Here is a 26299-nt window from a genome sequence, read left to right as displayed (position 1 = left end):
ACCTCCGGTCTCCCGTCCACCGGGCACCCGGCCCGGGGCCACGCACGCGGGCGGGGCAGGGGTCCGGGGAGGCAGCCCACCTCCCTCTCCTGGCGGAGGCGAGACCACTCCGAAGTGCCCACCAGCGCGGATCTGGATAGCGTTGCCGCGATGACTGGCCGCGCTGACCTCCGCCTCGGCATCACCGATGTCGCCCCCGTCGTGTCGTGCGGGTCGTTCTCGACCCGCGCCGTGGTCGGCGAGCACCTGCCGATCACCGCCACCGTCTTCCGCGAGGGCCACGACGCCGTGGCCGCCACCGTGGTGCTCACGCCCCCGGACGGCACCGCGGGGACGCCCTCCCTGACCCGGATGCGGGAGTTCGGGCCCGAGCCCGACCGGTGGGCCGCCACGGTCGTCCCCGACCGGGAGGGTCTGTGGACCTACCGGGTCGAGGCCTGGGACGACCCGCTGAGCACCTGGCACCACGACGTGGAGGTCAAGGTCGAGGCCGGCCAGGGCGCCGACGAGCTCGCCAACGACCTCGAGTCCGGCGCCCGGCTGCTCGAGGAGGTGGCCGCGGCCGCTCCCGAGGAGAACCGCCCCGCGCTGTACGACGCCGTCGGGGCGCTCCGCGACGAGGGCCGTGAGCTCACCGCCCGGATCGCCCCGGCGTTCGCGCCGGCGCTGCAGCAGTTCCTGTACGAGCACCCCGTGCGCCGGCTGGTCACCCCGACCCGGGAGTACGAGCTGTGGGTCGACCGCCCGCGGGCGCTCTACGGCTCCTGGTACGAGTTCTTCCCGCGCTCGGAGGGCCCGGTCGTCGGCGGCCAGCCCACGCACGGCACGTTCGCCCAGGCCGCCGAGCGGCTGCCGGCGATCGCCGACATGGGCTTCGACGTCGTCTACCTGCCACCGATCCACCCGATCGGCAAGGTCAACCGCAAGGGCAAGAACAACACCCTGGTCGCGACCCCGGACGACGTCGGCTCTCCGTGGGCGATCGGCAGCGACGAGGGCGGGCACGACGCCGTCCACCCCCAGCTGGGCACCCTCGACGACTTCAAGGCCTTCGTCGGCCGCACCCGCGAGCTGGGCATGGAGGTCGCGCTCGACCTCGCCCTGCAGGCGGCGCCGGACCACCCCTGGGTGCGCGAGCACCCGGAGTGGTTCACCACCAAGCCCGACGGCACGATCGCCTACGCGGAGAACCCGCCGAAGAAGTACCAGGACATCTACCCGATCAACTTCGACAACGACCCCGCGGGGATCTACGCCGAGGTGCTGCGGGTGGTGCGGCACTGGATGGACGCCGGGGTGCGGGTGTTCCGGGTCGACAACCCGCACACCAAGCCGCTGAACTTCTGGCACTGGCTCATCTGGGAGGTCAAGAAGACCGACCCGGACGTGCTGTTCCTCGCCGAGGCGTTCACCCGGCCGGCGATGATGCACCAGCTCGCCCGGCTGGGCTTCACCCAGAGCTACACCTACTTCACCTGGCGCACGGAGAAGTGGGAGCTGGAGGAGTACGGCCGCGAGCTGGCCGCCAACTCGCACTACATGCGGCCGAACTTCTTCGTGAACACCCCGGACATCCTGCACGAGACCCTGCAGGTCGGCGGGCCGCCGATGTTCAAGATCCGGGCCGTGCTGGCGTCGATGATGAGCCCCACCTGGGGCGTCTACTCCGGCTACGAGCTGTTCGAGCACGTCGGCCTGCGCCCGGGCAGCGAGGAGTACCTGGACACCGAGAAGTTCCAGCTGCGTCCCCGCGACTGGGCCGGCGCCGAGGCCAGCGGCCGCACACTGGCGCCCTACCTGCGCCGGCTCAACGAGGTCCGCCGGGCGCACCCGGCGCTGCAGCAGCTGCGCACGCTGCGGTTCCACCACATCGACAACGAGAACCTGCTCTGCTTCTCCAAGACCGACCCCGGCTCGGACGACGCGGTGCTCGTGGTGGTCTCGCTGAACAGCAGCTACACCCAGATCGGCACCACGTCACTGGACATGCCGGCCCTGGGGCTGGACTGGTCCGACCGGTTCTCCGTCACCGACGAGCTCACCGGCGCGCACTACGACTGGGGCCAGCACAACTACGTCGAGCTGGACCCCTACCGGGAACCGGCCCACGTGTTCACCGTGCACCGCACCCTGTCCGCACCGGTGGACCCACTGACCCCCTGACGGGTCTCCCGACCGTCCTCACCCGCGACGGCGCCGGACCTGCCGCGGCCGGCGCCGTCGCACCGCCCAGCACCCCCGAGAACGAACGAGGACCGAGTTCCATGACCCTCCCCGTCCCCGCCCAGTCGACCCCCGGCGCGGGCGAGCAGTCGACGCTCCCCGCCCCGGGGAGCGATCCCGAGTGGTTCAAGCGCGCCGTCTTCTACGAGGTGCTGGTCCGCGGCTTCGCCGACAGCAACGCCGACGGCATCGGCGACCTGCGCGGCATGATCGGCAAGCTCGACTACCTGCAGTGGCTCGGCGTCGACTGCCTCTGGCTGCCGCCGTTCTTCTCCTCCCCCCTGCGCGACGGCGGCTACGACGTCAGCGACTACACCGCGGTGCTGCCGGAGTTCGGCGACATCGAGGACTTCAAGGAGCTGATCGAGGCCGCCCACTCGCGTGGGATGCGGATGATCATCGACTTCGTCATGAACCACACCTCGGACCAGCACCCCTGGTTCCAGGCCAGCCGCAGCGACCCCGAGGGTCCCTACGGCGACTTCTACGTGTGGGCCGACGACGACACCGGCTACGCCGACGCGCGGATCATCTTCGTCGACACCGAGAGCTCCAACTGGACGTTCGACCCGGTGCGCAAGCAGTACTTCTGGCACCGGTTCTTCAGCCACCAGCCCGACCTGAACTTCGAGAACCCGAAGGTCCAGGAGGCGATCATCGACGCCCTGCGGTTCTGGCTGGACCTCGGCGTCGACGGGTTCCGGCTGGACGCCGTCCCCTACCTGTTCGAGGAGGAGGGGACCAACTGCGAGAACCTCCCCCGCACCCACGAGTTCCTCAAGAAGCTGCGCAAGGTCGTCGACGCCGAGTACCCCGACCGGGTGCTGCTGTGCGAGGCGAACCAGTGGCCGGCCGACGTCGTCGAGTACTTCGGCGAGAACGGCGACGAGTGCCAGATGGCCTTCCACTTCCCGGTCATGCCGCGTCTGTTCATGGGCGTACGCCGGGAGCAGCGCTTCCCGATCTCGGAGATCATGGCGCAGACGCCGGGCATCCCGGAGAACTGCCAGTGGGGCATCTTCCTGCGCAACCACGACGAGCTGACCCTGGAGATGGTCACCGACGAGGAGCGCGACTACATGTGGGACGAGTACGCCAAGGATCCCCGCATGAAGGCCAACATCGGCATCCGCCGGCGGCTGGCCCCGCTGCTGGACAACGACATCGACACCCTCGAGCTGTTCACCGCGCTGCTGCTGTCGCTTCCGGGCTCCCCGGTCCTGTACTACGGCGACGAGATCGGCATGGGCGACAACATCTGGCTCGGTGACCGCGACGCCGTCCGCACCCCGATGCAGTGGACGCCGGACCGCAACGGCGGCTTCTCCACCGCCGACCCGCAGCGCATGCACCTCCCGCTGGTCGCCGACCCAGTGTACGGCTACCAGGTCACCAACGTGGAGGCCCAGCTGCGCAACTCGAACTCGCTGCTGCACTGGACCCGCACGCTGATCGCCGTCCGCAAGCAGCACCCGACGTTCGGCGTCGGCAGCTTCACCGAGATCGGCTCCCGCAACCCGACCGTGCTGTCGTTCGTGCGCGAGTTCGGCGACGACATCGTGCTCTGCGTGAACAACCTGTCCCGGTTCCCGCAGCCGGTGGAGCTGGACCTGCGGCGCTTCGAGGGCTACACCCCGGTCGAGCTGACCGGGCGCGTGCAGTTCCCCCAGATCGGGGTGCTGCCCTACATGCTGACCCTGGGCGGTCACGGCTTCTACTGGTTCGAGCTGCAGAAGCCCGTCGACACGACACCCGAGGACGAGGAGGACTGGGAGAGCACGACGAGCAGCAACGTCGCGCAGTCCCTGCTGGACTCCGGTCTCGTCTCCGAGGGCGCCCCGGCGGGCAGCGGGGGTCTCGGCGGCGAGGCCCCGACGACCACGGACCCTGAGGGAGAAGCCTGATGACCGCAGTGACCGACCTGCTGGCCGGCTGGATGCCGGGACAACGCTGGTTCGGCGGCAAGGGCCGTGAGTGGGCCGAGGTCAGCGACGAGGGGTTCTTCCTCGACCAGTCCGACCCGGTCCTCTCCGTCCACCGGGTGCAGGTGACCTACACCGACGGCGCGACCGACACCTACCTGGTCCCGCTGTCCTGGCGCGAGTCGCCGACCGAGGAGCTGTCCGGCGCCTTCATCGGCGCGGTCCCCGGCGCCAACGGCACGGAGAACTACGCCTACGACGCGATGCGCGACCGGGACGCCACCATCCCCTGGCTGACCCACCTGGTGGCCGCCTCCACCGTGGGTCCCATGCACTTCCACCCGGCGGGGGTCGCGCACATCCCGGAGGGGCTGCCCGGCGACATCATCTCCACCGAGCAGAGCAACACCTCGCTCGTCTACGGCGAGTCGGCGATCCTCAAGCTGTTCCGCCGGCTGGAGCCCGGGCTGAACCCGGACGTGGAGATCCACGACGCGCTGCGCCGGGCGGAGAACCCGCACATCGCCGGGCTGCTGGGGCACATCGAGATCGACGGCGCCCCCGGCGACGAGCCGGCCACCGTCGCGATGCTGCAGACGTTCGTCCCGAACGCCAGCGACGGCTGGCGGCTGGCCACCTCCAGCGTCCGTGACCTCTACGCCGAGGGCGACCTGCACGCCGACGAGGTGGGCGGGGACTTCGCCGGGGAGAGCGAGCGGCTGGGCGAGGCGACCGCCTCGGTGCACGCCGACCTCGCCCGAGTGCTGCCCACCGAGCCGGCCGACCGGGACTGGTACCGCACGCTGGCCGACCAGATGACCCAGCGGCTGGAGGCGGCGCTGGCCGTCGTCCCGGACCTGGCCGAGCACGCCGACGGGCTGCGCGGGCTGTACGCCGCGGTGGCCGGGACCGAGGAGCCGGTCACCCGCCAGCGGGTGCACGGCGACCTGCACCTGGGCCAGGTGCTGCGCACCACCAGCGGCTGGATCGTCCTGGACTTCGAGGGTGAGCCGGCGCGGCCGCTGGCCGCCCGCCGTGAGCTGGACACCCCGCTGCGCGACGTCGCCGGGATGCTGCGCAGCTTCGACTACGCGGCCCGGCACATGCTGGTCGAGCAGCCCGACGACCCGCAGCGGGCCTACCGCGCCCAGGAGTGGGCCGAGCGCAACCGGGCCGCCTTCTGCGCGGGCTACTCCGCTGCCGGCGGCGTGCAGCTGTCCACCGACTCGGCCCTGCTGCGTGCCTTCGAGGCGGACAAGGCGGTCTACGAGTGCGTCTACGAGGCGCGGAACCGGCCGCACTGGTTGATGATCCCGCTCAGCTCGTTGTCCCGGCTGACCTCCGGCGAGTGACGCCGATGGCAGGCCCCGACGACCACGGACCACCGAGTAGCACCTGGAGACACCGATGAGCACCGAGGACACGCAGGGCCACTCCCCCGACGCAGAGCCGGCCGGCAAGGACGAGCTGATGCGCCGGGTCGAGGAGAAGACGGCCGCCGTCCAGGAGGCCGCCGCGAGCGACACCGCCCAGCCGGCGAAGAAGGCCACGCGGAAGGCCGCCGCCAAGAAGGCCCCGGCGAAGAAGGCCCCGGCCAAGAGGACGGCTGCCGCAGCCGGCGGCGCCGGTGAGCAGACCGAGCCCGCCGACGAGGCGGCGCCGGCCAAGAAGGCCGCCAAGCGGACGACGAAGAAGGCGACCCCGTCTGTCGAGGGCGCGGCCGCTGACGGCGACGCCGCCCCGGCCAAGCGCACCCGGAAGGCCGCCGCCAAGAAGGTGACCGCTGCCCCGGTCGTCGCCCCCGCACCGATCGCCGAGCCCGGCGACCCGAGCGCACCCCCGGCCCCGCAGCCCGAGGCGCCCAGCCCCGACCCGGCCGAGCCGAGCACCCCGCAGGCACCCGAGGACGGCGAGCACGCCGGGACCGGCGGCGACTCCCCGGCCGAGACCGCCTCGGAACCGGGTGCGGAACCCGCGCCCGACACCGTCGACGCGGAGGCCCCCGCGGCCGAGTCCCCGGCGCCGCCGACCGATGGACCGGCGCCCGAGCCCACCACGGCCGACACGGCCACCGCCGACCTGGTGGTCGGTGAGGTCACCGACCTGCCCCCCGCCCCCGGCGAGGCCCCGGAGCCGGCCGCCGCCGAGCTGGTGGCGGCGCTGCCCGACGGGCAGACCCCGGTGAGCACCTCGGTGCCCGCGGACGCCACCCCGGCCGGCCGGGAGGTGACCGGGGAGGAGCTGCGCGCCGTCGTCGAGGGCTGGTCCTACGATCCGCACGGCGTGCTCGGTGCGCACCGGCTGCCCGAGGGCTGGGCGGTGCGCACGCTGCGGCCGGACGCCGTGGCCGTGGTGGTCGTCGACCAGGACGGCACCCGGTACGAGGCGCACCAGCTGCACGGCGGTGGCATCTACGAGGCCCGCCTGCCCCAGCAGCCCGGTGACTACCGGATCGAGGTCGTCTACCCCAACGGGCAGGGCGGCACCGACACCTACACCGTCGACGACCCGTACCGCTGGCTGCCCACGCTGGGCCAGCTCGACCAGCACCTGCTGCGCGAGGGCCGCCACGAGAAGCTGTGGACCGTGCTCGGTGCGCACGTCCGGCACTACGAGACCCCCGGCGGCCCCGTCGACGGCGTCTCCTTCGCCGTCTGGGCGCCGAACGCCCGCGGCGTGAAGGTCACCGGTGACTTCGACTACTGGGAGGCGCGCGCCTACCCGATGCGGTCGCTGGGCTCCTCGGGGGTCTGGGAGGTCTTCGTCCCGGGCGTGCAGGTGGGCACCCGCTACCGCTACCACGTGCTCGGCGCCGACGGGCAGTGGCGGGTGAAGAGCGACCCGATGGCGTTCGCCACCGAGGTGCCGCCGTCGAACGCCTCCGTGGTCACCGAGTCCACGCACGAGTGGGGCGACAGCGACTGGCTGGCCCAGCGCGCCGAGGGCAAGTGGCACGAGCGGCCGATGAGCGTCTACGAGGTGCACGCCGGCTCGTGGCGCCAGGGCCTCTCCTACCGCGAGATGGCCGACGAGCTCGTCGCCTACGTCAAGGACGCCGGGTTCACCCACCTGGAGTTCATGCCGCTGGCCGAGCACCCCTTCGGTGGTTCGTGGGGCTACCAGGTCACCTCCTACTACGCCCCCACCTCGCGCTTCGGCAGCCCGGACGACCTGCGCTACCTGATCGACCGCGCGCACCAGGCCGGCATCGGCGTCATCGTCGACTGGGTGCCCGCGCACTTCCCGAAGGACGAGTGGGCACTGGCCCGCTTCGACGGCACCGCGCTGTACGAGCACGCCGACCCGCGCCGCGGCGAGCAGCCGGACTGGGGCACCTACGTCTTCGACTTCGGCCGGCCCGAGGTGCGCAACTTCCTGGTCGCCAACGCGCTGTTCTGGGCCCAGGAGTTCCACATCGACGGCATCCGGGTCGACGCCGTCGCCTCGATGCTCTACCTGGACTACTCCCGCAACGACGGCGAGTGGACGCCCAACCAGTACGGCGGCCGGGAGAACCTGGACGCGGTCTCGTTCCTGCAGGAGATGAACGCGACCGTGTACCGCGAGGTGCCCGGCGTCGTGACGATCGCCGAGGAGTCGACCGCCTGGCCGGGCGTCACCCGGCCCACCTACCTCGGCGGCCTGGGCTTCGGCTTCAAGTGGAACATGGGCTGGATGCACGACTCGTTGGGCTACATGGCCAACCAGCCGGTGTACCGCAGCTACCACCACGGCCAGCTGACGTTCTCCCTGGTCTACGCGTTCTCGGAGAACTACGTCCTGCCGATCAGCCACGACGAGGTCGTGTACGGCAAGGGATCGCTGCTGCGGAAGATGCCCGGGGACCGGTGGCAGCAGCTGGCCAACCTGCGCGCCTACCTGGGCTACATGTGGGCCCACCCGGGCAAGCAGCTGCTGTTCATGGGCTCGGAGTTCGGCCAGCTCTCGGAGTGGGCGGAGAGCCGCTCGCTGGACTGGTGGCACCTCGACGACCCGGCGCACCGCGGCGTGCTGGACCTCGTCCGCGACCTCAACACGGTCTACAAGGAGACCGAGGCGCTGTGGTCCCAGGACGTCGACCCGGCCGGCTTCCAGTGGATCGACGCCAACGACGCCGGCGGCAACACGCTGACCTTCCTGCGCTACGGCAAGGACGGCCAGGTGCTGGCCTGCGTCGCCAACTTCTCCGGCACCCCGCACCACGAGTACCGGGTCGGGCTGCCGCGGGGTGGCCGCTGGCGCGAGCTGGTCAACACCGACTCGGAGGGCTACGGCGGCTCCGGGGTGGGCAACCTCGGCGGCGTCGACGCCGTGGCCGAGGCCTGGCACGGGCAGCCGTGGTCGGCGACGCTCACCGCCCCGCCGCTGGCCACCGTGTGGCTCGTGCACGAGGGTCCCGAGCCCGAGCTGCCCGACTCCGGCGTCCCGGCCGACCAGGCGCAGATCGCCGCCGCCGAGGCCTCCGGCGCCGCCGAGGGTCCGGGCACCGGGCTGGAGCCGGCGCAGGCCGGCCCCCAGGAGTGATCCGGAGGTGGCGACGGCTCCGCGGGGCCGTCGCCACCTCCGCCGTCCCGCGGGGTGACCGCCACCGGCCCGGTGGCCCGTACGACAGGGAGCGGATGCCCACCCCCTCGCACCGGCTCGCCGGCCTCACGCTGGCCACGGCGCTCGGGGCGACGGCGCTGAGCGGGTGCGCGGTCACCTTCATCGAGGGCACGGCGACCCCGCTGGCCGGCGTGCGCGACGACGTCGCCCCGGAGGAGTTCCCGATCATCGGGGCCGTCGACTCCGACGTCGACCGCCTCGCCCGCAACGCGCTGGCCGACCTGAACACCTGGTGGGCCGACCAGTTCGGCCCGGTCTACCAGCAGCAGTTCCCACCGCTGGCTGGTGGCTACTACTCCGTCGACCCCGCGGACATCGACCCCACCGCCTACCCCGGGGGCGAGATCGGCTGCGGCGAGCCACCCGAGGCGGTCGAGGACAACGCCTTCTACTGCGGGCCCAGCCAGCAGTACCCGAACGGGGACGCCATCCAGTACGACCGGGCGTTCCTCGGCGAGCTGGCCTTCGGCACCGGTGGGGCGGAGGGCTACGGGCGCTTCATCCCGGCGCTGGTGATGGCCCACGAGTTCGGCCACGCCGTGCAGGGCCGGGTCGGCTACCCGGTCCAGCGGTCGATCAACATCGAGACCCAGGCCGACTGCTTCGCCGGGGCCTGGACGCGGTGGGTCGCCGACGGCGAAGCGCCGCACAACAGCATCCGCTCGGCAGAGCTGGACGACGTGCTGCGCGGCTACCTGCTGCTGCGCGACCCGGTCGGCACCGGGCTCGACGCCGGCGAGGCCCACGGCTCGTACTTCGACCGGGTCTCGGCCTTCCAGCAGGGCTTCGACGACGGCCCGACGGCCTGCCGGGACGCCTTCGGCCCCGACCGCCCGTACACCCAGCGCGAGTTCTCCGACCAGGACCTGCTCACCGGGGGCGATGCGCCCTACGCCGACGTGCAGAGCCTGATCGCCACGTCCTTCCCGGAGTTCTGGGCGGCGGTCCTCGACTCCCGCGGGGCGGACTTCCAGCCCCCCGAGCTGGAGCCGTTCGCCCGGACGGCGCCCGACTGCGCCGGGAGCCGGCCCGAGGGCGACCTGGTCTACTGCCCGGCGGAGGGCACCGTCGCCTTCGACGAGGCCGACCTCACCCGGCCGCTCTACGACGACCTGGGCGACTACGCCGTGCTCACCGCCGTCGCGGTGCCGTACGGCCTGGCGGTGCGCGACCAGCTCGGGCTGTCGACCGACGACCAGGAGGCGGTCCGCTCCTCCGTGTGCCTGGCCGGGGCCTTCACCGCGGCGGCGCTCGAAGAGGAGGTGCCCAGCATCCGGATCTCCCCCGGCGACGCCGACGAGAGCGTCTCGTTCCTGCTCGAGTACAGCGACGACCCCGAGGTCGTCGCCGACGTCGGGCTGACCGGCTTCCAGCTGGTCGACGTCTTCCGCGCCGGGGTGTTCGAGGGCCCCACCGCCTGCGGCCTCGGCTGAGGAAGGTCGAAGGACCTCGTCCCCCTCACCCCTCGCAGGCTCGGGGTGAGCCTCCGGACGAGGCCTGACCCCACCACTCGCAGGCTCGCGGTGGGCCCCGGCGAGGGGGCCGGACGACCGACTAGTAGAGGGCGAGGGTGAGCGCGCGGCGGGCGGCGCCGACCCGGGGGTCCTCGTCGCCGACGACGCCGAACAGCTCGACCAGGTGCTTGCGGGCCAGGTCGCGGTCCTCACCGGCGGTGCGGCGGATGACGTCCAGCAACCGGTCGAAGGCGGCCTCCACGTTGCCGGTGCCGAGCAGCAGGTCGGCGGCGCGGGTCTGCGCGGCGACGTCGTCGGGTGCGGCGTCGGCGGCGTTGAGCGCGTCCGGGCCGGCCTCCTCGGCCCGGCGGAACAGCTGCACCTGGCGCAGCGCGAGCCCGGCGACGGGGTGCTCGGGCTCGGCGTCGAGGATCGCCTGGTAAGCGGCCTCGGCGGCGGTCAGGTCACCGCGGTCCAGCGCGGCCTCGGCCTCGTCGAGCCGCGGGTCCTCCGGCTCGGCCGGCTCGCCCTCGGCGCCGGGCACCGCGCCCCCGGTGGTGGCGGCGACCAGCTCGGTGACGAACTGGCGGGCCTGCTCCTCCGGGATGGCCCCGGTGAACTCGGCGACCAGCTGGCCCTGCCACACCGCCTTGACCGCCGGGATGCCCTGCACCCGCAGCCCCTGGGCGAGCGCCGGGTTGGCGTCGACGTCGACCTTGGCCAGCACCCACGAGCCGCCGCCCTCGGTGGCCAGCTTCTCCAGCACCGGCGACAGCTGCTTGCAGGGGCCGCACCACTCGGCCCACAGGTCGAGGACGACCGGCACCTGGAAGGAGCGGTCGAGGACCTCGGACTGGAAGGTGTCCTCCGTGACGTCGACGACGGCGCTGCCCGGGGCACCGGCCGGCGTGCTCGCCGACGGCGGCGGCGCGGCCTGCGCCCGGGCCGCCGCCTCGCTGCGCGCCTTGACCGCGGCGAGGTCGACGGCACCGGCCAGGGAGGCGGCCATCTGGGCCTGCTGGGCGGCGGCCCGGGGGTCGCGCGGGGCGGCGGGACGAGCAGGACGGTTCGGCTGCATGGACCCATTGTCACCCCATGGACCCGGTCGTCGACCAGGTGGGATGTCGGCCGCGTCCGGGCTCAGAACCTCGCCGGCTCGGCGTAGGTGCCCCACTCGGCGCGGAGGGCGTCGCAGATCTCGCCGAGGGTGGCCTCGGCCCGGGCGGCGTCGAGCATCGCCGGCACCATGTTCTGGTCGGTGCGGGCCACCTCGACCATCCTGGCCACCGCGGCCCGGGCGGCGGCGTCGTCGCGGGTCTGCCGCCGGGTGGCGAGCTCGGCCCGCTGGTCGAGTTCGACCTGGTGGCCGACCCGCATGACCTCCAGCCGGTCGCCGTCCTGCACCGAGTCGGTCAGGGTGTTCACCCCGACCACCTTCTTCCCACCCTTCTCCAACGCCCGCTGGTAGGTGAACGCCGCCTCCGCGATCTCCCCGGTGAACCAGCCGTCCTCGATGCCGCGCAGGATGCCGCTGGTCATCGAGCCGTCGGAGCTCATCTCGCGGATCCGGGCGAACACCTCTTCCGCCTGGCGCTCCAGCTCGTCGGTGAGCGCCTCGACGTACCAGGAGCCGCCGAGCGGGTCGGCCACGTTCGCCACCCCGGTCTCCTCGGCGAGCACCTGCTGGGTGCGCAGCGCGATCTGCGCTGCCTTGGCGCTGGGCAGCGCGAGCACCTCGTCGAGGGCGTTGGTGTGCAGCGAGTTGGTGCCGCCGAGCACCGCGGCGAGCGCCTCGACCGCCGTCCGCACGATGTTGTTCTCCGGCTGCTGGGCGGTCAGCGAGACCCCGGCGGTCTGGGTGTGGAAGCGCAGCTGCTGGGCCCGCGCCGTCCGGGCGCCGTAGACGTCGCGCAGCCAGCGCGCCCAGATCCGCCGGGCGGCCCGGAACTTGGCGATCTCCTCGAAGAAGTCGATGTGCGCGTCGAAGAAGAACGACAGCCCCGGCGCGAACACGTCGACGTCCAGCCCCCGGGAGATCCCCAGCTCGACGTAGCCGAAGCCGTCGGCCAGCGTGTAGGCGAGCTCCTGCGCGGCCGTCGAGCCGGCCTCCCGGATGTGGTACCCGGACACCGAGACCGGCTTGTAGGCCGGGATCTCGGCGGCGCAGAACTCCATCAGGTCACCGATGAGCCGCAGGTGCGGTCCGGGGGCGAACAGCCACTCCTTCTGCGCCGTGTACTCCTTGAAGATGTCGGTCTGCAGCGTGCCGTCCAGTGACCCGACTGGCGCGCCTTGCCTCTCCGCGGCGACCAGGTACATGCAGAACACCGGGACGGCCGGGCCGCTGATGGTCATCGACGTCGTGGTGTCCTGCAGCGGGATGCCGTCGAACAGCACGTCCATGTCGGCCGCGGAGTCGACCGCGACCCCGCAGTGCCCGACCTCGCCGAGCGCGCGGGGGTCGTCGGAGTCCCGGCCCATCAGCGTCGGCATGTCGAAGGCGACCGACAGCCCGCCACCGCCGGCGGCCAGCAGCGACCGGAACCGCTCGTTGGTCTGCCGGGCGTTGCCGAACCCGGCGAACTGGCGGATCGTCCAGAGCCGGCCGCGGTAGCCGGTGGGGTGCAGCCCCCGGGTGAACGGGAACTCCCCGGGCCAGCCGATCCGCTCGAACCCGGGGACGGCGCGCTCGTCGGCGGGCCCGTAGGCCGGGTCGACGGCCACCCCCGAGAGCGTGGTGAAGTCGGCCTCCCGGACCCGCCCGGCGGCCAGCGCCGCGTCGTACCGCTGCTGCCACCGCTGGCGGGCCTCGCTGCCCGCGGGCTCGGTCATGACCAGATGCTAGGACGCCCTAGCATCTGCGGCCAGGCCTCAGTCCGGCGCCACGTCGCCCGCGCCCAGCCGCACCTTCTTGAGGATGGCGAACAAGGTGTCCAGCTCGTGCTCGGGCAGGCCGGCCAGGCCGAAGTCCTGGCCGGTGAGCGCCTCGGTGGCCGGCGGGACGACGTCCCGGCCGGCGTCGGTGATCGCCGCCAGCACCCCCCGGCCGTCGGTCGGGTTGGGGCGGCGCTCGACGTAGCCGGCGGCGACCAGCCGCTCGATCGCGTTGGTGACGCTGGTGGGGTGCACCATCAGCCGGCTGCCGATCACCTTCAGCGGCAGCTGACCGGTGCGGGAGAAGGTGAGCAGCACCAGCACCTCGTAGCGGGCGAAGGTCAGCCGGTGTGGGCGCAGCGCCTCGTCGAATCGGGCGAGCAGGATCTGCTGCACCCGGAACACCGACGTCGCCGCACGCATCGAGGCCGCCGGGCCGAACCGCTCCGCCCAGGTCTCCGCCGCGCGCTCGATCGGGTCGAAGGGCAGCCCCAGGGGTCGGACCATGACCGCAGAGCCTAGTTCCGGGCCGCCGGCCGCCGAGTGCGCAGCTGTCGACGTCTGTCGCCGAGGTGACATGTCGACGACTCGACACTCGGCGAGCAGCGCGCTCAGGTCAGCCGGGGAGCGCGGGGCGCAGCTCCGGCGCGCGCCGGATGCCGAACACCTCGCGCAGCGCCACCCGGGCCGCGTTGTCCCCGCAGTGACCGTGCACGGCCGGCCCGGGCGGGGTGGCCGCACCGGCGAGGTAGACCCCGGTCATCGGCGTCTTGTAGGTGTTCCAGCGGGGCACCGGCCGGAACAGCATCTGCCGCAGCGACGCCTCGCCGTTGGAGATGTCGCCGCCGACGTCGTTGGGGTTCCAGTGCTCCATCTCCCCGGCGTGCATGGTGTGCCGGGCCAGGATCGTGTCGCGGAAGCCGGGTGCGAAACGTTCGACCTGGGCCTCGATCGCCTCGGTCATGTCCACCGTCGACCCGTGCGGCACGTGCACGTACGCCCAGAAGACGTGCCCGCCGTCCGGCGCGCGGGAGGGGTCGACGACGGTCGGCTGCACGGCCAGCACGTAGGGCCGGTCGGTGATCCGCCCGCCGGCCGGGGCTGCCTCCCCTGCGATCGTCTCCGCCATGGTGCCGGCGACGTGCACGGTGCCGGCCCGCCGGACGTCGGGGTTGGTCCACGGCACCGGCTCGGACAGCGCCCAGTCGACCTTGAACACCCCGGGCCCGTGCCGGTACCGGTGCACCCAGCGGCGGTAGCCGTCGGTGACGCCGTTGCCGGCCATCGCCACGAAGGCTCCCGGCGAGGTGTCCAGCAGGACGGCGGGCACCCCGGCGAACTCGCGCAGGTCGGTCACCTCGTGCCCGGTGACGACCTCACCGCCCTGCTGTTCCAGCGCGGTGACCATCGCGTCGGAGAGCACCTGGGACCCGCCCTCGACCACCGGCCACCCCTGGTGGTGGGAGAGCATCCCCAGGAACATGCCCAGCGCCGCGGTCAGCGGCCGGGTGAGGTCGAGCATCCCGTGCGCCGCGACGCCGGTGACCAGCGCCTTCGCCTCGTCGTCGGCGAAGTGGCGGTCGGCGAGGAACTCGATGTTCGGCAGCCCCTGCAGGCCGAAGGCGGCGATCGCCGGCGCGCCGCGCACCGGCAGCCGGCGGAAGGCCGAGGTCAGGAAGAAGTCGACGATCTCGTCCGCGTGCCGCAGCAGGGGCCCGAACAGCCGCCGGTAGGCCGAGGCGTCCCGGCCGAGCGACTCGGCCGTGCGGTCCAGGTCGTGCACCGAGAGCGCGGCCCGGCCGCCGTCCAGCGGGTGGGCGAAGTTGACCTCCGGCTGCAGCAGCCGGACCCCGCGGGAGGCGAGGTCGAACTCGGTGAAGAACGGCGCACTGGCCGCCATCGGGTGCACCGTGGAGCAGATGTCGTGCCGGTAGCCGGGCAGGGTCACCTCCTCGGTGCGCAGCCCGCCGCCGGGCTGGTCGCCGCGCTCCACCACGCGCACGGACAGGCCGGCCGCAGCCAGGCGGAGGGCAGCGGCCAGCCCGTTCGGGCCGGCTCCGACGACGACGGCGTCCGGGGTCCCGTTCACCTGGCTGACCTCTGCACGGTGGCCATCCTGCCCGCCAGGTCCTGGAGGTGCGCGACGAGCTCGTCCGCGGCGCGGTACGGGTCGGTCTCCCCCGCCACGACCCGCTCGGCCAGGGCCGGCAACGCGGCCGAGCCGCCGACGTCCCCCATCCGCTCGCGCAGCCCGGCGACGGCGATCGCCTCGACCTCGCGGACGGCCCGGGCGACCCGGCGCCGGTGCCCCTGCCCCGAGGACGCCAGCCAGGCGGCGTGGTCGTCGAGCCGGGCCACCACGTCGTCCACCCCGCTGTCCCCGTCCCGGGAGTGCGGGCCCCGACTGGCCACCGTCTTCACGATCGGCGGCCGCCACTCCCCGGCGTCGGTGTGCCGGCCGCCGAGGGAGAGCATCGCGCGGAGGTCGCGGACGGTCTGGTCCGCGCCGTCCCGGTCGGCCTTGTTGACCACGAAGACGTCGGCGACCTCGAGGATCCCGGCCTTGGCCGCCTGGATCCCGTCGCCCATGCCCGGGGCGAGCAGCACCAGCGTCGTGTCGGCCAGCGAGGCGACCTCCAGCTCCGACTGGCCCACCCCGACCGTCTCGACCAGGACGACGTCGCAGCCGGCCGCGTCGAGCACGCGCAGCGCCTGCGGGGTGGCCCAGGCCAGCCCACCCAGGTGGCCGCGGGAGGCCATCGACCGGATGAACACCCCGGGGTCGCCGGCGTGGTCCTGCATCCGCACCCGGTCGCCGAGCAGCGCGCCGCCGGAGAACGGTGAGGAGGGGTCGACGGCGAGCACCCCCACCCGCTCACCGCGCGCCCGGAACGCGCGCACCAGCGCCGTGGTCGTCGTCGACTTGCCGACCCCGGGCGGTCCGGTGAGCCCGACGACCCGGGCGGAGCCGGTGTGCGGCGCCAGCGCGGCTGCGACCTCGCGCAGCAGCGGGCTGGCGTCCTCCACCAGCGAGATCAGCCGGGCCACCGACCGGGCGTCGCCCTCCCGGGCCCCCGCGACCAGCGCCGGCACGTCGGCCGCCCGCCGGCCCCGTCGCCCCGGGCCGGCGGCGGCCGCCTGGACGGCCGGCGCCTCGGGCTCGCTCACCCCGCGGCGGGGACCCGGAGGATGAGCGCGTCGCCCTGACCGCCACCGCCGCACAACGCGGCGGCGCCCACCCCGCCGCCGCGACGGCGGAGCTCCAGCGCCAGGTGCAGCACGATCCGGGCACCGCTCATCCCGACCGGGTGGCCCAGCGCGATCGCCCCGCCGTTGGGGTTGACCCGCTCGGGGTCGATGCCCAGCTCGCGGGTGGAGACGATGCCGACGGCGGCGAACGCCTCGTTCAGCTCGACCAGGTCCAGGGCGGCCGGGTCGATCCCCTCGCGGGCGCACGCCTTGGCGATCGCCCGGGACGGCTGGGTCTGCAGCGTGGCGTCGGGGCCGGCGACGACGCCGTGCGCACCGATCTCGGCCAGCACGGTGCAGCCGAGCTCGGCGGCCTTCGCCGCGGACATCACCACGACCGCGCAGGCGCCGTCGGAGATCTGCGACGCCGAGGCCGCGGTGATCGTGCCGTCGGGTGCGAAGGCGGGCCTGAGCCGGGCCAGGCTCTCCGCGGTGGTGTCCGGGCGGATGCCCTCGTCCTCGCGGAACTCGACCGGGTCGCCCGTGCGCTGCGGGATGGGCACCGGGGTGATCTCGTCGTCGAACAGGCCGTTCTTCTGCGCGGCCGCGGCCTTCTGGTGGCTGGCGGCGGCGAAGGCGTCCTGTTCCTCGCGGGTCAGCCCGTACCGGCTGTTGGCCTGCTCCGTCAGCGCCCCCATGGCCACCTGGTCGAAGGTGTCGGTGAGGCCGTCGTGCGCCATCGCGTCGACCAGCGTGGCGTCGCCGTACTTCGTGCCGGTGCGCGAGCTGGGCAGCAGGTGCGGCGCCCGGGTCATCGACTCCATGCCGCCGGCGACCACGACGTCGAACTCGCCGGCCCGGATGAGCTGGTCGGCCAGGGCGATGGCGTCGATGCCGGAGAGGCAGACCTTGTTCAGCGTGAAGGAGGGCACCGACATGGGGATGCCGCCGGCGACCGCGGCCGGGCGGGCGGGGTTCTGCCCGGCGCCGGCCTGGATGACCTGGCCCATGATCACGTAGTCGACCTGGTCGCCGGTGATCCCGGCGCGCTCGAGGGCCGCCTTGATGGCGACGCCGCCGAGGTCGGCGGCGCTGAAGTCCTTGAGGGAACCCAGCAGCCGGCCCATCGGCGTGCGGGCGCCGCCGACGATGACCGAACGGGTGGGTGCGGGCTGGCTCATCGGGGCCTCCAGTGGCTCCGGCCGCCGCCGTTGGCGGCCTGCTCCGGGATCGCGGCGCAGGCTTCCGCACCGCTGCGGATCCGTCGAGGATAGGGCCCGGGCGACGGCCCCGGCGTCTCCCCCGGCAGGATGCGCCGCATGACCGATGCCGTGCCCGACGACGCGCACAGCCGGCTGCCCGCCGGGATGTTCACCACCATCGACCACGTGGGCATCGCGGTGCCCGACCTGGACGAGGCGATCGCCTTCTACGCCGGCACGTTCGGCGTGCGGTCGGTGCACGAGGAGACGAACGAGGAGCAGGGCGTCCGGGAGGCGATGCTCGTCGTCGGCGACGGGGAGACCCGGGTCCAGCTGCTCGCCCCGCTCACCCCCGAGTCGACGATCGCGAGGTTCATCGGCCGCTCCGGCCCGGGGCTGCAGCAGCTGGCCTTCCGGGTGACCGACGTCGAGGCCGCCGCGCAGACGCTCCGCGACCGCGGGCTGCGCCTGCTCTACGACTCGCCGCGCCGCGGCACCGCCGGCAGCCGGGTGAACTTCGTGCACCCCAAGGACGCCGGCGGCGTGCTGGTCGAGCTGGTCGAGCCGGCCGGAGGCCCCGCCGGCCGCTGAGCGGCTCCCCGGCCCGAACCGCGGGCCCCCGGCCGGGCTCCCTGTGAGTCGCCCGCGCAGCGGCCTGCGACACGCTGACCCGGCGCCGGTTCTCTGCGAGGATGACGCCCATGAGCGACCCTCGTGACGACTTCTTCCGCGACGGCGGCCCCGGCTTCGACGTGGTGCGCAAGGGTTACGACCGCGAACAGGTGCACGAGACCCTCGCCGGGATGGACGCCGACCTGCGGGTCGCCATCGCCGACCGGGACGCCGCGGTGGCGCGCTCCTCCGACCTGGCCCGCCAGCTGCAGGCCCTGCACGGCGAGGTGGAGCAGCTGCGCCGCCGGGCCGCGAGCGCCAGTGCGCCCACGTTCGAGAACATGGGCGAGCGCATCTCGAACATGCTGCGGCTGGCCGAGGAGGAGGCCGCGGAGATCCGCCGGGCCGCCCAGGAGGACGCCGCGCAGCTGCAGGCGGCGGTCGCCGCCGAGGCCGAGGCGGTCCGCGAGCGGATCACCGGGGAGGAGCGGGCGCTCGGGGAACGGTCGGCCGCCAGCCGGGCCGAGGCCGAGCGGCTCGTCGCCGAGGCCCGGGCGCACGCCGAGCAGGTCGCGGTGAAGGCCCAGGCCCGCGCCGACGAGCTCGTCACCAAGGCGCAGGAGCGGGTGGCCCGCCTCGACGCCGACTCGCAGGCCCGCCGCACCAAGGCGGAGGAGGACTTCGAGATCGCGATGCGCATCCGGCGCACCGAGGCCGCCCGGCTGGAGGAGGAGCGCGAGCGCGACTCCGTGGCCACCGCCCAGCAGCGCGTGGCCGCCGCCGACGAGCACGCGCACCGCACCGTCACCGAGGCGGAGGCCTCCGCGGCCGCCATCCGGGCGGTCCGGGACGAGCTCGCCCAGCGGCTTACCGACGTGCGCACGCTCCTGGAGCAGCTGCCCGACCTCGGCGACCGCCCCACCCCGGCGGCCCGCCCGGCCGGGCAGCCCGCGCAGCAGGCATCCGCGCAGGAGGCTCCCGCGCAGCGGCCCTCGACCCCGCCGGCGGAGTCGCCGCAGAGCAAGGCGCCCGACACTGCGGCCTCGTCGGAGCCCGCCCGGGCGGCCGCCGAGCCGCCGGCCGCGCGCACCCAGTCGCTGCGGATCCCGCCGCGTCCCGAGGAGCAGGACCAGGCGACGCGGGCCGCGGCCGAGCCGGCCCCCGCGCAGGCGGAGGCCCCCGGTCCACGGGCAGCCGAGGCACGGGCAGCCGAGGCAGAGCCGGCCACGGCGGACGCTCCGACGACGCAGACCCCGGCTGCCCCGGAGCCGCAGTCCGGCCCGGCCCAGGCCGCACCCGCCCCCCAGGCCCGGCCACAGCAGGCAACGGCTCCCCAGCAGCCGGCGGCCGGACCGCGGACCGCGCCGGCGCAGGCCGCGCCCGCCGCGGCGCCGTCGGGCACGACCGCGGAGCAGCCGGCCGCCGAGCGGCAGCCCGCGCGGCCGGTCGCCGCGCCGCGCCAGACCCCGCCGGTGCCGCCTCGGACCACCCAGCACCGGGCCCAGCAGCCGGCCACCCCGCCGGTGCCGGCGGGCACCAGCAGCGCCCCGGGCACCGGCTCCACCGAGTCCGGCCGCAGCTGACCCGCATCGGCTGACCCGGACCGGCGCGGGCGCGACCCGGGCCGGCCGCACCCGCGAGGACCCGCCCCGGACCACCGGTGGCGGGTCCTCGCACGTCGGCCTCCGGAGTCCGCCCGCACCCGTCGGCCCCGGTGGCCCGGCCTCCCGGCCCGTGCCAGGGTCGGGTGCGGCTGGTGCCGGGCCGACTCCACCGGGTGGCCGGCCGCCCGACGACTCGCGGGAGGACCACGACCGTGCCGGACCCGATCCCGCCGGTCGGCCGCCGCCGCCCCGGCACCCGGCGGGCCCGGCACGCTGCGACGTCCCCGGGTGACCGGCGCGCCGCCGTCCTCTGGCCGCTGACCGCACTGGCGGTGCTGGCCGCCGTCGCCACCTGGCGGCTGTCCGCCCCCCGGCTGCCCGACGACGACGCCCTGGCCGCACCGGCGGCCGTCCTGCTGCGCGGGGACGGCGACCTCGCGCTGCTGTCACCCGAGGGGCTGGGCGCGCTGCACACCGCGGTCTACGCCACCGTCACCCGGGCGTTCGCCCGGCACGACACCCTGCTCGCCGCCGAGCGGGAGCTCCTCGCCGTCACCCTGCTGGTCACCGGGGTGCTGCTGTGGCGGACCGCCCGGCGGCTGGGCCTGGGCCACGCCGGGTCCGCGCTCGCCGTGCTGGCGCTGGCGGCGGCGCCGGCGTTCGCCCCGCTGTCGGCCGTCGCGTCGCCGTCCTGGCTGGCCCTGCCCTGGCTGCTGCTCGCCGCGTGGCTGCTGCTGTCCGGCCGGCCCTCACCCGCGGCTGGGACCACCGCCGCGGTGGCCACCCTGATCGGCGTGCTGCTCGCCCCGGACGCGCTGGTCCTCCTCGTCGTCGGCGGCGCCGCCGGAGCCGCCGCTCGGACGCCCTGGCACCGGGGGCCCGGACCGGGCCCCACCGGCCCGCCGGCCGCCCTGGGGCTCGCCGTCGGCGGGATCGTGGCCGGCGCCGTCGTCGTCCGGCTGCTCGTCGGCGCCTGGCACCCGCAGCCGGGCGACCCGGCGCGCTGGGGAGCGGGCACCGCGGGGCTGGTGGTGCTCGGCGTCGGGCTGCTCGCCGTCGGATCACTGACCGTCGTCCGGCTGCCCAGGCTGCGCGGGGCGGGCGCGGCCCTGCTGGCCGGGACGCTGCTGGGCGTCGTCCCGCCCGGGCACCGGCTCCCGACCCTGCTGACCTGCCTGCCGCTGGCCGCGCTCCTGACCGCGGTGCTGCTCACCGGTCTGGCCGACCGGCTCCACACGGCCCGGCCCGCGCTCGGCCGGACCGTCCGGCCGGCCGCCGCCGGCGCCCTGGCGTTGCTGCTCCTCGCCGCGCTCGCCGGCGCCTTCGCCGCACCCCGCGACGACCTCGGGGCCCCGGCCCACGCCCAGCTGGCGGACTGGGCCCGCGAGCAGCTCCCCGACGACGCGGTGCTCGCCGCGGACCCGCGGCTGGCCGCCGAGCTGGTGCACGCCGGGATCGACGCCGACCGGCTCGTGCCCGCCGGTGGCCCGGTCGCCGCCGCGACCGGTGGTCCCCCGCTCCGGCTGCAGGTCATCACCGGTGACGACCCGGCCGGCGACGCCCGCCCCCTGGCCCGCTTCCCGGCCGCCCCGGCTCCGGACGACACGGCTCCGGACCACGCCACCGTGACCGTGGCCGACCCCGATCCGGCCGATCCGACCCCGCAGCAGCTGGCGGCCCGGCGCGAACTCGGGGAGGCGCTGCTGGCCAGCCCGGCGACCACCGCCCCGCCGGCCGCCGCCGAGCTGCTGCGCTCCGGAGCCGTCGACCCCCGGGTGCTCACCCTGCTCGCCGGCCTGGCTGCCCGGTTCGGCGTCGAGCTGGCCGGCCTGCCCCCGGTGCCCGGGGAGCTGCCCGGTGTGCCGGTGCACCAGGCCCTGCTCGGCTCCGTCGGCGGGGAGCCGCTGCCCGACGCAGCGGCGGCCGACCGGCTGCGCGCCTGGCTGGAGGCCCAGCGCGCCCCCTACCGGCCGGCCCGGGTGACCACCGTCGAGGACGGGCTGCTGCTGACCTGGCGGCTGGCCCCGGACCCCGACGCGATGGTGACCCCGGGCGGGGGAGGATGACCCAGCGCCACCCCGTGGGAACCGCGCGTGCAGATGCCGGCCGGCACGGGTAGGGGTGGCGGGCACCCGAACCGACAGGAGGACGCCGATGTCCCGGCTGACCCGAGGCCCGCTGCTGCTCCTGCTGAGCGCGGGGCTGTGCGCGCTGGGCATCTCCCCGGCCGCCGCTGCCCCCGCCGGTGACACCGGGCTGGTCCGGATGATGCACCTCTCCCCCGACACCCCGTCGGTCGACGCCTACATCGACTCGGTGTCCGCACCGGGCACCGGGGTGGTGCTCCCGGCGGTGACCTACGGCGACGTCTCGGCCTACCGGTCGGTGCCCGCGGGCACGTACACGGTCAGCGCCCGCGCTGCCGGCGCCGATCCCGCGAGCCCGCCGGTGCTGGCCACGACCGTCACGGTGGGCCCCGGCAGCGCGACCACGATCGCCGGCGTCGGGTACTTCGCCGAGCTGGGGTTCGCGGTCCTGCCCGACGACCTGTCGCTGCCCCCCGCCGGCCAGGCGCGTGCCCGGGTGGTCAACGCGGCGGCCGGCGTCTCCCCCGTCGACCTCGCCCTGGCCGACGGCCCGGAGCTGGCCTCGGGCCTGGAGTTCGCGCGCAACACCGAGTACCTCGACGTGCCCGGCGGCCCGGCCACCCTGACCGTGACGACGGCGGCCGGCGAGCCCACCGAGCTGCCGGTCGACCTCGCCGCCGGGTCGGTCCACACCGTGCTGCTGCTGGACCGCGACGGCGGCGGGGTCACCGTGACCACCGCGCTGGACGCCGCCAGCCCCGGTGTGGTCCCGGTGGGCGGCGTGGAGGCCGGCGCGGGTGGGGCCGCAGCCGACGGCGGTGCGCCGGTCGGCCGCACGGCGCTGGCCGCCCTCTCGGTCACCGCCCTGCTGCTCGCCGTCCGGGGCCGGGTGGCTCCCCGCGGCCGGTCGGCCCGGCACGCGGCGTCCTGACCGGGGACCGGGTGACCGAGGGCCGGCACCGGTGTCCGCGGTCGCGGGCGACCGCACGGGCGCGGCTGGGGCTCGCCGCGGTCGGCGTCATCGCCGGCGCGGCCGCGCTGCTCACCCCCGCCCCCGCGGTCCCGGCCCGGGCCGAGGCACCGCCGGCGCCGGTCGTGGTCGCCGAGACCTCCGGAACGACCACCGCCCCCGCCCCGGTGCGGCTCCGGGTGCCGGCCATCGGCGTGGACAGCCCGCTGCCGGCCATCGGGGTCGACGGCGACGGCGCTTTGGTGCCGCCCACCGACGTCACCGAGGCCGGCTGGTTCGCCGCCGGACCGGCCCCCGGGCAGCCGGGCCCGGCGGTGCTGGCCGGCCACGTCGACGACCGCACCGGCCCGGCGGTCTTCTTCCGCCTGGAGGAGCTCACCGCCGGCGACGAGGTGCTGGTCGACCGCGCCGACGGCAGCCAGGTCGCGTTCACCGTCACCCGGGTGGCCGCCTACCCCAAGACCGACTTCGCCACCGCGGAGGTCTACGGCCCCACCGCCGATCCGCAGCTGCGCCTGATCACCTGCGGCGGCGACTTCGACCGCGACCGCCGCAGCTACACCGACAACGTGGTGGTCTACGCCCGCGCAGTCACGTGAGGGAACGGCCACCTCTCAGGGGCCCGCGCCGAGTGGAGCGAGGCGTGGGGCCAGGCCCCGTCCCGGGCACCGCCGCGAGCTCGCGAAGGGTGGGGAGGACGGGGTCCTTCCGCCTTCACCGACGCCGGCGGCGGTTGTCCCAGCAGACCCGGTGCCAGTGCCGGCGCAGGTCGGCGGCCGACTCGGTGTCCCACGGGCTCAGGTCGGAGTCCCGGGCGTAGGCGGGCCAGGTGACCACGTGCGGCGTCCCCGGCCGGATCTCCTGGTCGCACCCCGGGCACCGGTAGGTCTTGTCCCCTCCGGCCCCGGTGAGCGGGCGGACCGCCCAGTCGCCGTCGGGCGCCTCCTCCACCGGCGTCGACGGGGGGAAGGGCCGCCGCGCGGACGACCGGGAACCGCGACCGGCCGGGGAGGCCCCGGACCGGTCGCGGCGGGAGCCGCCGCGGCGGGGCACTAGTCCTGCCGACCCGCGGAGTCGCGGAACCCGCGACCGGTCCGGCGCCCGAGGTGACCGGCGGCGACCAGGTGCTCCAGCAGCGGAGCCGGTGCGAGGCCCGGCTCACGGGACTCCGCGTAGAGCTGCCGCTGGGCCGCCAGCGCGACGTCCAGGCCGATGCCGTCGAGCAGCTCGAGCAGGCCCGTCGGGTAGCCGCAGCCCAGCGTCATCGCCGCGTCGATGTCGTCGGCGGTGGCGTAGTGCGCCTCCAGCATCCGCACCGCGTCGTTCAGGTGGGGGAACAGCAGCGCGTCCACGACGAACCCGGCCCGGTCGGCGCTGGACACCGACCGGATGCCCAGCCGGTCGCAGAGCGCGTGCCCGGTGGCGGCGGCGTCCGGCTCGGTGACGACGGTGGTGACCACCTCGGCCACCCGGAGCTCCGCGGGTGCCGGGCCGGGGACGTGCAGGCCGACGACGTCAGCGGGGCGGCCGCTGGCCTGGGCGCACTGGACCACCGGCGCGCGCGAGGTGGTGGCCAGCACCGTCCCGGGCCGGGTGAGCCGGCCCAGCTCGGCGAACAGCGCCCGCTCGACCGCCGGCTCCTCGCCCCCGGCGACCACCACCAGGTCCGCGTCGGCCAGGCCGGTCAGCTGCGCGTGGTCGGCGACGGCCGTGACGTCCAGCCCGCTCGCGGCGACGCGCTCCGCGAGGGCGGTGGCCAGCGGCCCGCCGCCGACGACGCCCACGACCTGTACCGGGCGGGCCCCCTGCGCGGCGCTCCCGGCGACCGGGGTCTGCGCGTCGGGCACCACCTCGGCGGAGCCGGGGCCGGCGTAGGTCCAGAAGCCGCGGCCGGTCTTCCGGCCCAGCAGCCCGGCGGCCGTCAGCTGGGTGAGCAGCGGGCTGGGCGCGTGCAGCCGGTCCCGCGACTGCCGGTACATCGTCTCCAGGACCTCGTGGGCGGTGTCGAGGCCGATCAGGTCCAGCAGCGCCAACGGCCCCATCGGCAGGCCGCAGCCCAGCCGCATGGCGTCGTCCAGGTCCTCCCGGGTGACGTGGCCGTTGTCCAGCATCGAGACGGCGGAGTTGAGGTAGCCGAACAGCAGCGCGTTGGCGAGGAAGCCGGCGCGGTCGCCGATCGTGACGGCGACCTTGCCCAGCCGCCCGCACAGCGCCTCGACGTCCTCGACGGCCGACGGCTCGGTGACGACGGTGCGCACCACCTCGACCAGCTTCATCACCGGCGCCGGGTTGAAGAAGTGCATCCCGACGACCCTGCCCGGGCGGCCGGTGGTCACGGCGAGCTCGGTGACCGACAGGCTGGAGGTGTTGGTGGCCAGGATCGTCCCCGGCGGGCAGACCCGGTCCAGCGTGGCCAGCACCGACGTCTTCAGCTCCAGCCGCTCGGGCACGGCCTCCACGACGAGCCCGGCGACGGCGAGCTCGTCCATCGCGGTGGTGAAGCGGATCCGGGACAGGACGGCGTCCCGGTCGGCCGGGTCGAGGCGGCCGCGGGCGACCGCCTTGCCGGTGGAGGTCTCGACGTGCGCCCGCCCCCGCTCCAGCGCCTGGTCGGTCACGTCGACGGCGGTCACCGACAGGCCGGCGCGGGCGAGCACCTCGGCGATGCCGGCGCCCATGATGCCCAGCCCCACGACGCCGACCTCGGTCAGTTCCCTGGCCACGCTGCCGTCCTCTCGTCCGGTGACCGTCGGAGTCTCCCACCCGGCACCTCAGCGACCACCGCTCGGCGATCCGGGCGCCCTGCAGGGAGGCCCTTCGAGGGGTCCTTCCTCAGAAGAGCCGGGCGGAGGGGTCGTCGGTGCCCTTGAGGACGGCGTAGTCGACGGTGAGGCAGTCGATGCCCCGGTCGGTGGCGAGCACCCGGGCCTGCGGCTTGATCTCCTGGGCGGCGAACACGCCCTTGACCGGGGCGAGCAGCGGGTCGCGGTTGAGCAGCTCCAGGTAGCGGGTGAGCTGCTCGACCCCGTCGATCTCCCCGCGCCGCTTGATCTCCACCGCCACCGTCGTGCCGTCGGCGTCCCGGCAGAGCAGGTCGACCGGGCCGATCGCGGTCGGGTACTCCCGGCGCACCAGCGACCAGCCCGCGCCGAAGGTCTCCACGTGCATCGCCAGCAGCCGCTGCAGGTCGGCCTCGACGCCGTCCTTCTGCAGGCCCGGGTCGACGCCGAGTTCGTGCCGGGAGTCGTGCTCCACCGACTCGATGGTGATGATCAGCTGCTCGCCGGCCTTGTTGGTGACCGTCCAGATGCCCGCGCCGTCGGTCAGCTCCTCCTTGAGCGAGCACGGCGGGCTCATCCAGTTCAGCGGCTTGTAGGCCCGGTCGTCGGCGTGGATGGACACCGACCCGTCGGCCTTGACCAGCAGCAGCCGCAGGGCGGGCGGCAGGTGGGCGGTGAGCCGCCCGATGTAGTCGACGGAGCAGCGGGCAATGACCAGACGCACGGTCGGCGACGCTACCGGGCCGTGGAACCGACCGCCCGCCCCCTTCGTCCTGG

The 26299-nt window shown here is 74.9% G+C and carries 19 protein-coding genes; 10 read left to right on the top strand and 9 right to left on the bottom strand.

Features of this window, described 5'->3' with window-relative positions; genetic code table 11:
• The first annotated feature begins 150 nt into the window (after positions 1-150).
• From ACI79Y_RS01565 to ACI79Y_RS01545, 5 genes are all read left to right on the top strand, one after another.
• The gene (locus ACI79Y_RS01565) at positions 151-2163 is read left to right on the top strand and encodes an alpha-1,4-glucan--maltose-1-phosphate maltosyltransferase (RefSeq protein WP_457156801.1); all 2013 of its coding nucleotides are present in this window, start codon (positions 151-153) and stop codon (positions 2161-2163) included.
• Positions 2164-2264: 101 nt separating this feature from the next.
• Complete coding sequence (gene treS / locus ACI79Y_RS01560) at positions 2265-4127, top strand: maltose alpha-D-glucosyltransferase (protein ID WP_457156800.1); 1863 nt, start codon at positions 2265-2267, stop codon at positions 4125-4127.
• Positions 4127-5497: a maltokinase N-terminal cap-like domain-containing protein gene (locus tag ACI79Y_RS01555; protein ID WP_457156799.1), complete on the top strand. Its 1371-nt coding sequence runs from the start codon at positions 4127-4129 to the stop codon at positions 5495-5497. Before treS ends, ACI79Y_RS01555 begins: the two co-directional genes overlap by 1 nt.
• A gap of 55 nt (positions 5498-5552) precedes the next feature.
• On the top strand, positions 5553-8669 hold the full coding sequence (gene glgB, locus ACI79Y_RS01550; protein WP_457156798.1) for a 1,4-alpha-glucan branching protein GlgB: 3117 nt from the start codon (positions 5553-5555) through the stop codon (positions 8667-8669).
• Positions 8670-8764: 95 nt separating this feature from the next.
• Positions 8765-10183 (top strand): neutral zinc metallopeptidase, encoded by a 1419-nt coding sequence (locus tag ACI79Y_RS01545; RefSeq protein ID WP_457156797.1) that lies wholly within the window; start codon positions 8765-8767, stop codon positions 10181-10183.
• A 121-nt stretch (positions 10184-10304) separates the two neighbouring features.
• Here ACI79Y_RS01545 and ACI79Y_RS01540 read toward each other — a convergent pair whose 3' ends face one another.
• The 6 genes from ACI79Y_RS01540 to ACI79Y_RS01515 form a co-directional block, all read right to left on the bottom strand.
• Positions 10305-11282: a tetratricopeptide repeat protein gene (locus ACI79Y_RS01540; RefSeq protein WP_457156796.1), complete on the bottom strand. Its 978-nt coding sequence runs from the start codon at positions 11280-11282 to the stop codon at positions 10305-10307.
• A 62-nt stretch (positions 11283-11344) separates the two neighbouring features.
• The gene (locus ACI79Y_RS01535; protein ID WP_457156795.1) at positions 11345-13036 is read right to left on the bottom strand and encodes an acyl-CoA mutase large subunit family protein; all 1692 of its coding nucleotides are present in this window, start codon (positions 13034-13036) and stop codon (positions 11345-11347) included.
• Positions 13037-13075: 39 nt separating this feature from the next.
• Positions 13076-13585 carry a MarR family winged helix-turn-helix transcriptional regulator gene (locus ACI79Y_RS01530; RefSeq protein WP_457085373.1) on the bottom strand — a complete coding sequence of 170 codons (510 nt, stop codon included), beginning with the start codon at positions 13583-13585 and terminating at the stop codon, positions 13076-13078.
• Between the two features lie 109 nt (positions 13586-13694).
• Positions 13695-15167, bottom strand: coding sequence for a phytoene desaturase family protein (locus ACI79Y_RS01525; protein WP_457156794.1), 1473 nt, complete (start codon positions 15165-15167; stop codon positions 13695-13697).
• Entirely contained in the window at positions 15164-16246 is a 1083-nt protein-coding gene (meaB, locus tag ACI79Y_RS01520; protein WP_457156793.1) for a methylmalonyl Co-A mutase-associated GTPase MeaB, read from the bottom strand. The genes ACI79Y_RS01525 and meaB overlap by 4 nt, the downstream gene beginning before the upstream one ends.
• Positions 16243-17448, bottom strand: coding sequence for an acetyl-CoA C-acetyltransferase (locus ACI79Y_RS01515; protein WP_457156792.1), 1206 nt, complete (start codon positions 17446-17448; stop codon positions 16243-16245). Before ACI79Y_RS01515 ends, meaB begins: the two co-directional genes overlap by 4 nt.
• Before the next feature lie 138 nt (positions 17449-17586).
• Between ACI79Y_RS01515 and mce the strand changes: the two genes are divergently transcribed.
• The 5 genes from mce to ACI79Y_RS01490 all read left to right on the top strand — a co-directional run bounded on the left by mce (position 17587) and on the right by ACI79Y_RS01490 (position 23341).
• Positions 17587-18060 (top strand): methylmalonyl-CoA epimerase, encoded by a 474-nt coding sequence (gene mce, locus ACI79Y_RS01510; protein ID WP_457156791.1) that lies wholly within the window; start codon positions 17587-17589, stop codon positions 18058-18060.
• Between the two features lie 110 nt (positions 18061-18170).
• On the top strand, positions 18171-19664 hold the full coding sequence (locus tag ACI79Y_RS01505; RefSeq protein WP_457156790.1) for a hypothetical protein: 1494 nt from the start codon (positions 18171-18173) through the stop codon (positions 19662-19664).
• 233 nt (positions 19665-19897) lie between these two features.
• Positions 19898-21751, top strand: a complete 1854-nt coding sequence (locus tag ACI79Y_RS01500) for a hypothetical protein (protein ID WP_457156789.1) — start codon at positions 19898-19900, stop codon at positions 21749-21751.
• A gap of 88 nt (positions 21752-21839) precedes the next feature.
• Positions 21840-22703: a DUF4397 domain-containing protein gene (locus tag ACI79Y_RS01495; protein WP_457156788.1), complete on the top strand. Its 864-nt coding sequence runs from the start codon at positions 21840-21842 to the stop codon at positions 22701-22703.
• A gap of 11 nt (positions 22704-22714) precedes the next feature.
• Positions 22715-23341 (top strand): class F sortase, encoded by a 627-nt coding sequence (locus ACI79Y_RS01490; protein ID WP_457156787.1) that lies wholly within the window; start codon positions 22715-22717, stop codon positions 23339-23341.
• A gap of 115 nt (positions 23342-23456) precedes the next feature.
• On the opposite strand, the gene ACI79Y_RS01485 is transcribed toward ACI79Y_RS01490, so the two are convergent.
• The 3 genes from ACI79Y_RS01485 to nucS form a co-directional block, all read right to left on the bottom strand.
• On the bottom strand, positions 23457-23693 hold the full coding sequence (locus ACI79Y_RS01485) for a hypothetical protein (RefSeq protein WP_457156786.1): 237 nt from the start codon (positions 23691-23693) through the stop codon (positions 23457-23459).
• Positions 23694-23794: 101 nt separating this feature from the next.
• Positions 23795-25465 (bottom strand): 3-hydroxyacyl-CoA dehydrogenase family protein, encoded by a 1671-nt coding sequence (locus ACI79Y_RS01480; protein ID WP_457156785.1) that lies wholly within the window; start codon positions 25463-25465, stop codon positions 23795-23797.
• A gap of 109 nt (positions 25466-25574) precedes the next feature.
• Entirely contained in the window at positions 25575-26246 is a 672-nt protein-coding gene (gene nucS / locus ACI79Y_RS01475; protein ID WP_457156784.1) for an endonuclease NucS, read from the bottom strand.
• Positions 26247-26299: the final 53 nt, after the last annotated feature.

It is taken from the genome of Modestobacter sp. SYSU DS0875, from assembly GCF_054050915.1.
This window is presented reverse-complemented; position numbering and strand designations above follow the sequence as displayed.

Coding starts and splice junctions, on each gene's coding strand:
- ACI79Y_RS01565 (WP_457156801.1), top strand. CDS start 151: ATGACTGGCCGCGCTGACCTCCGCCTCGGCATCACCGATGTCGCCCCC.
- treS (WP_457156800.1), top strand. CDS start 2,265: ATGACCCTCCCCGTCCCCGCCCAGTCGACCCCCGGCGCGGGCGAGCAG.
- ACI79Y_RS01555 (WP_457156799.1), top strand. CDS start 4,127: ATGACCGCAGTGACCGACCTGCTGGCCGGCTGGATGCCGGGACAACGC.
- glgB (WP_457156798.1), top strand. CDS start 5,553: ATGAGCACCGAGGACACGCAGGGCCACTCCCCCGACGCAGAGCCGGCC.
- ACI79Y_RS01545 (WP_457156797.1), top strand. CDS start 8,765: ATGCCCACCCCCTCGCACCGGCTCGCCGGCCTCACGCTGGCCACGGCG.
- ACI79Y_RS01540 (WP_457156796.1), bottom strand. CDS start 11,282: ATGCAGCCGAACCGTCCTGCTCGTCCCGCCGCCCCGCGCGACCCCCGG.
- ACI79Y_RS01535 (WP_457156795.1), bottom strand. CDS start 13,036: ATGACCGAGCCCGCGGGCAGCGAGGCCCGCCAGCGGTGGCAGCAGCGG.
- ACI79Y_RS01530 (WP_457085373.1), bottom strand. CDS start 13,585: ATGGTCCGACCCCTGGGGCTGCCCTTCGACCCGATCGAGCGCGCGGCG.
- ACI79Y_RS01515 (WP_457156792.1), bottom strand. CDS start 17,448: ATGAGCCAGCCCGCACCCACCCGTTCGGTCATCGTCGGCGGCGCCCGC.
- mce (WP_457156791.1), top strand. CDS start 17,587: ATGACCGATGCCGTGCCCGACGACGCGCACAGCCGGCTGCCCGCCGGG.
- ACI79Y_RS01505 (WP_457156790.1), top strand. CDS start 18,171: ATGAGCGACCCTCGTGACGACTTCTTCCGCGACGGCGGCCCCGGCTTC.
- ACI79Y_RS01495 (WP_457156788.1), top strand. CDS start 21,840: ATGTCCCGGCTGACCCGAGGCCCGCTGCTGCTCCTGCTGAGCGCGGGG.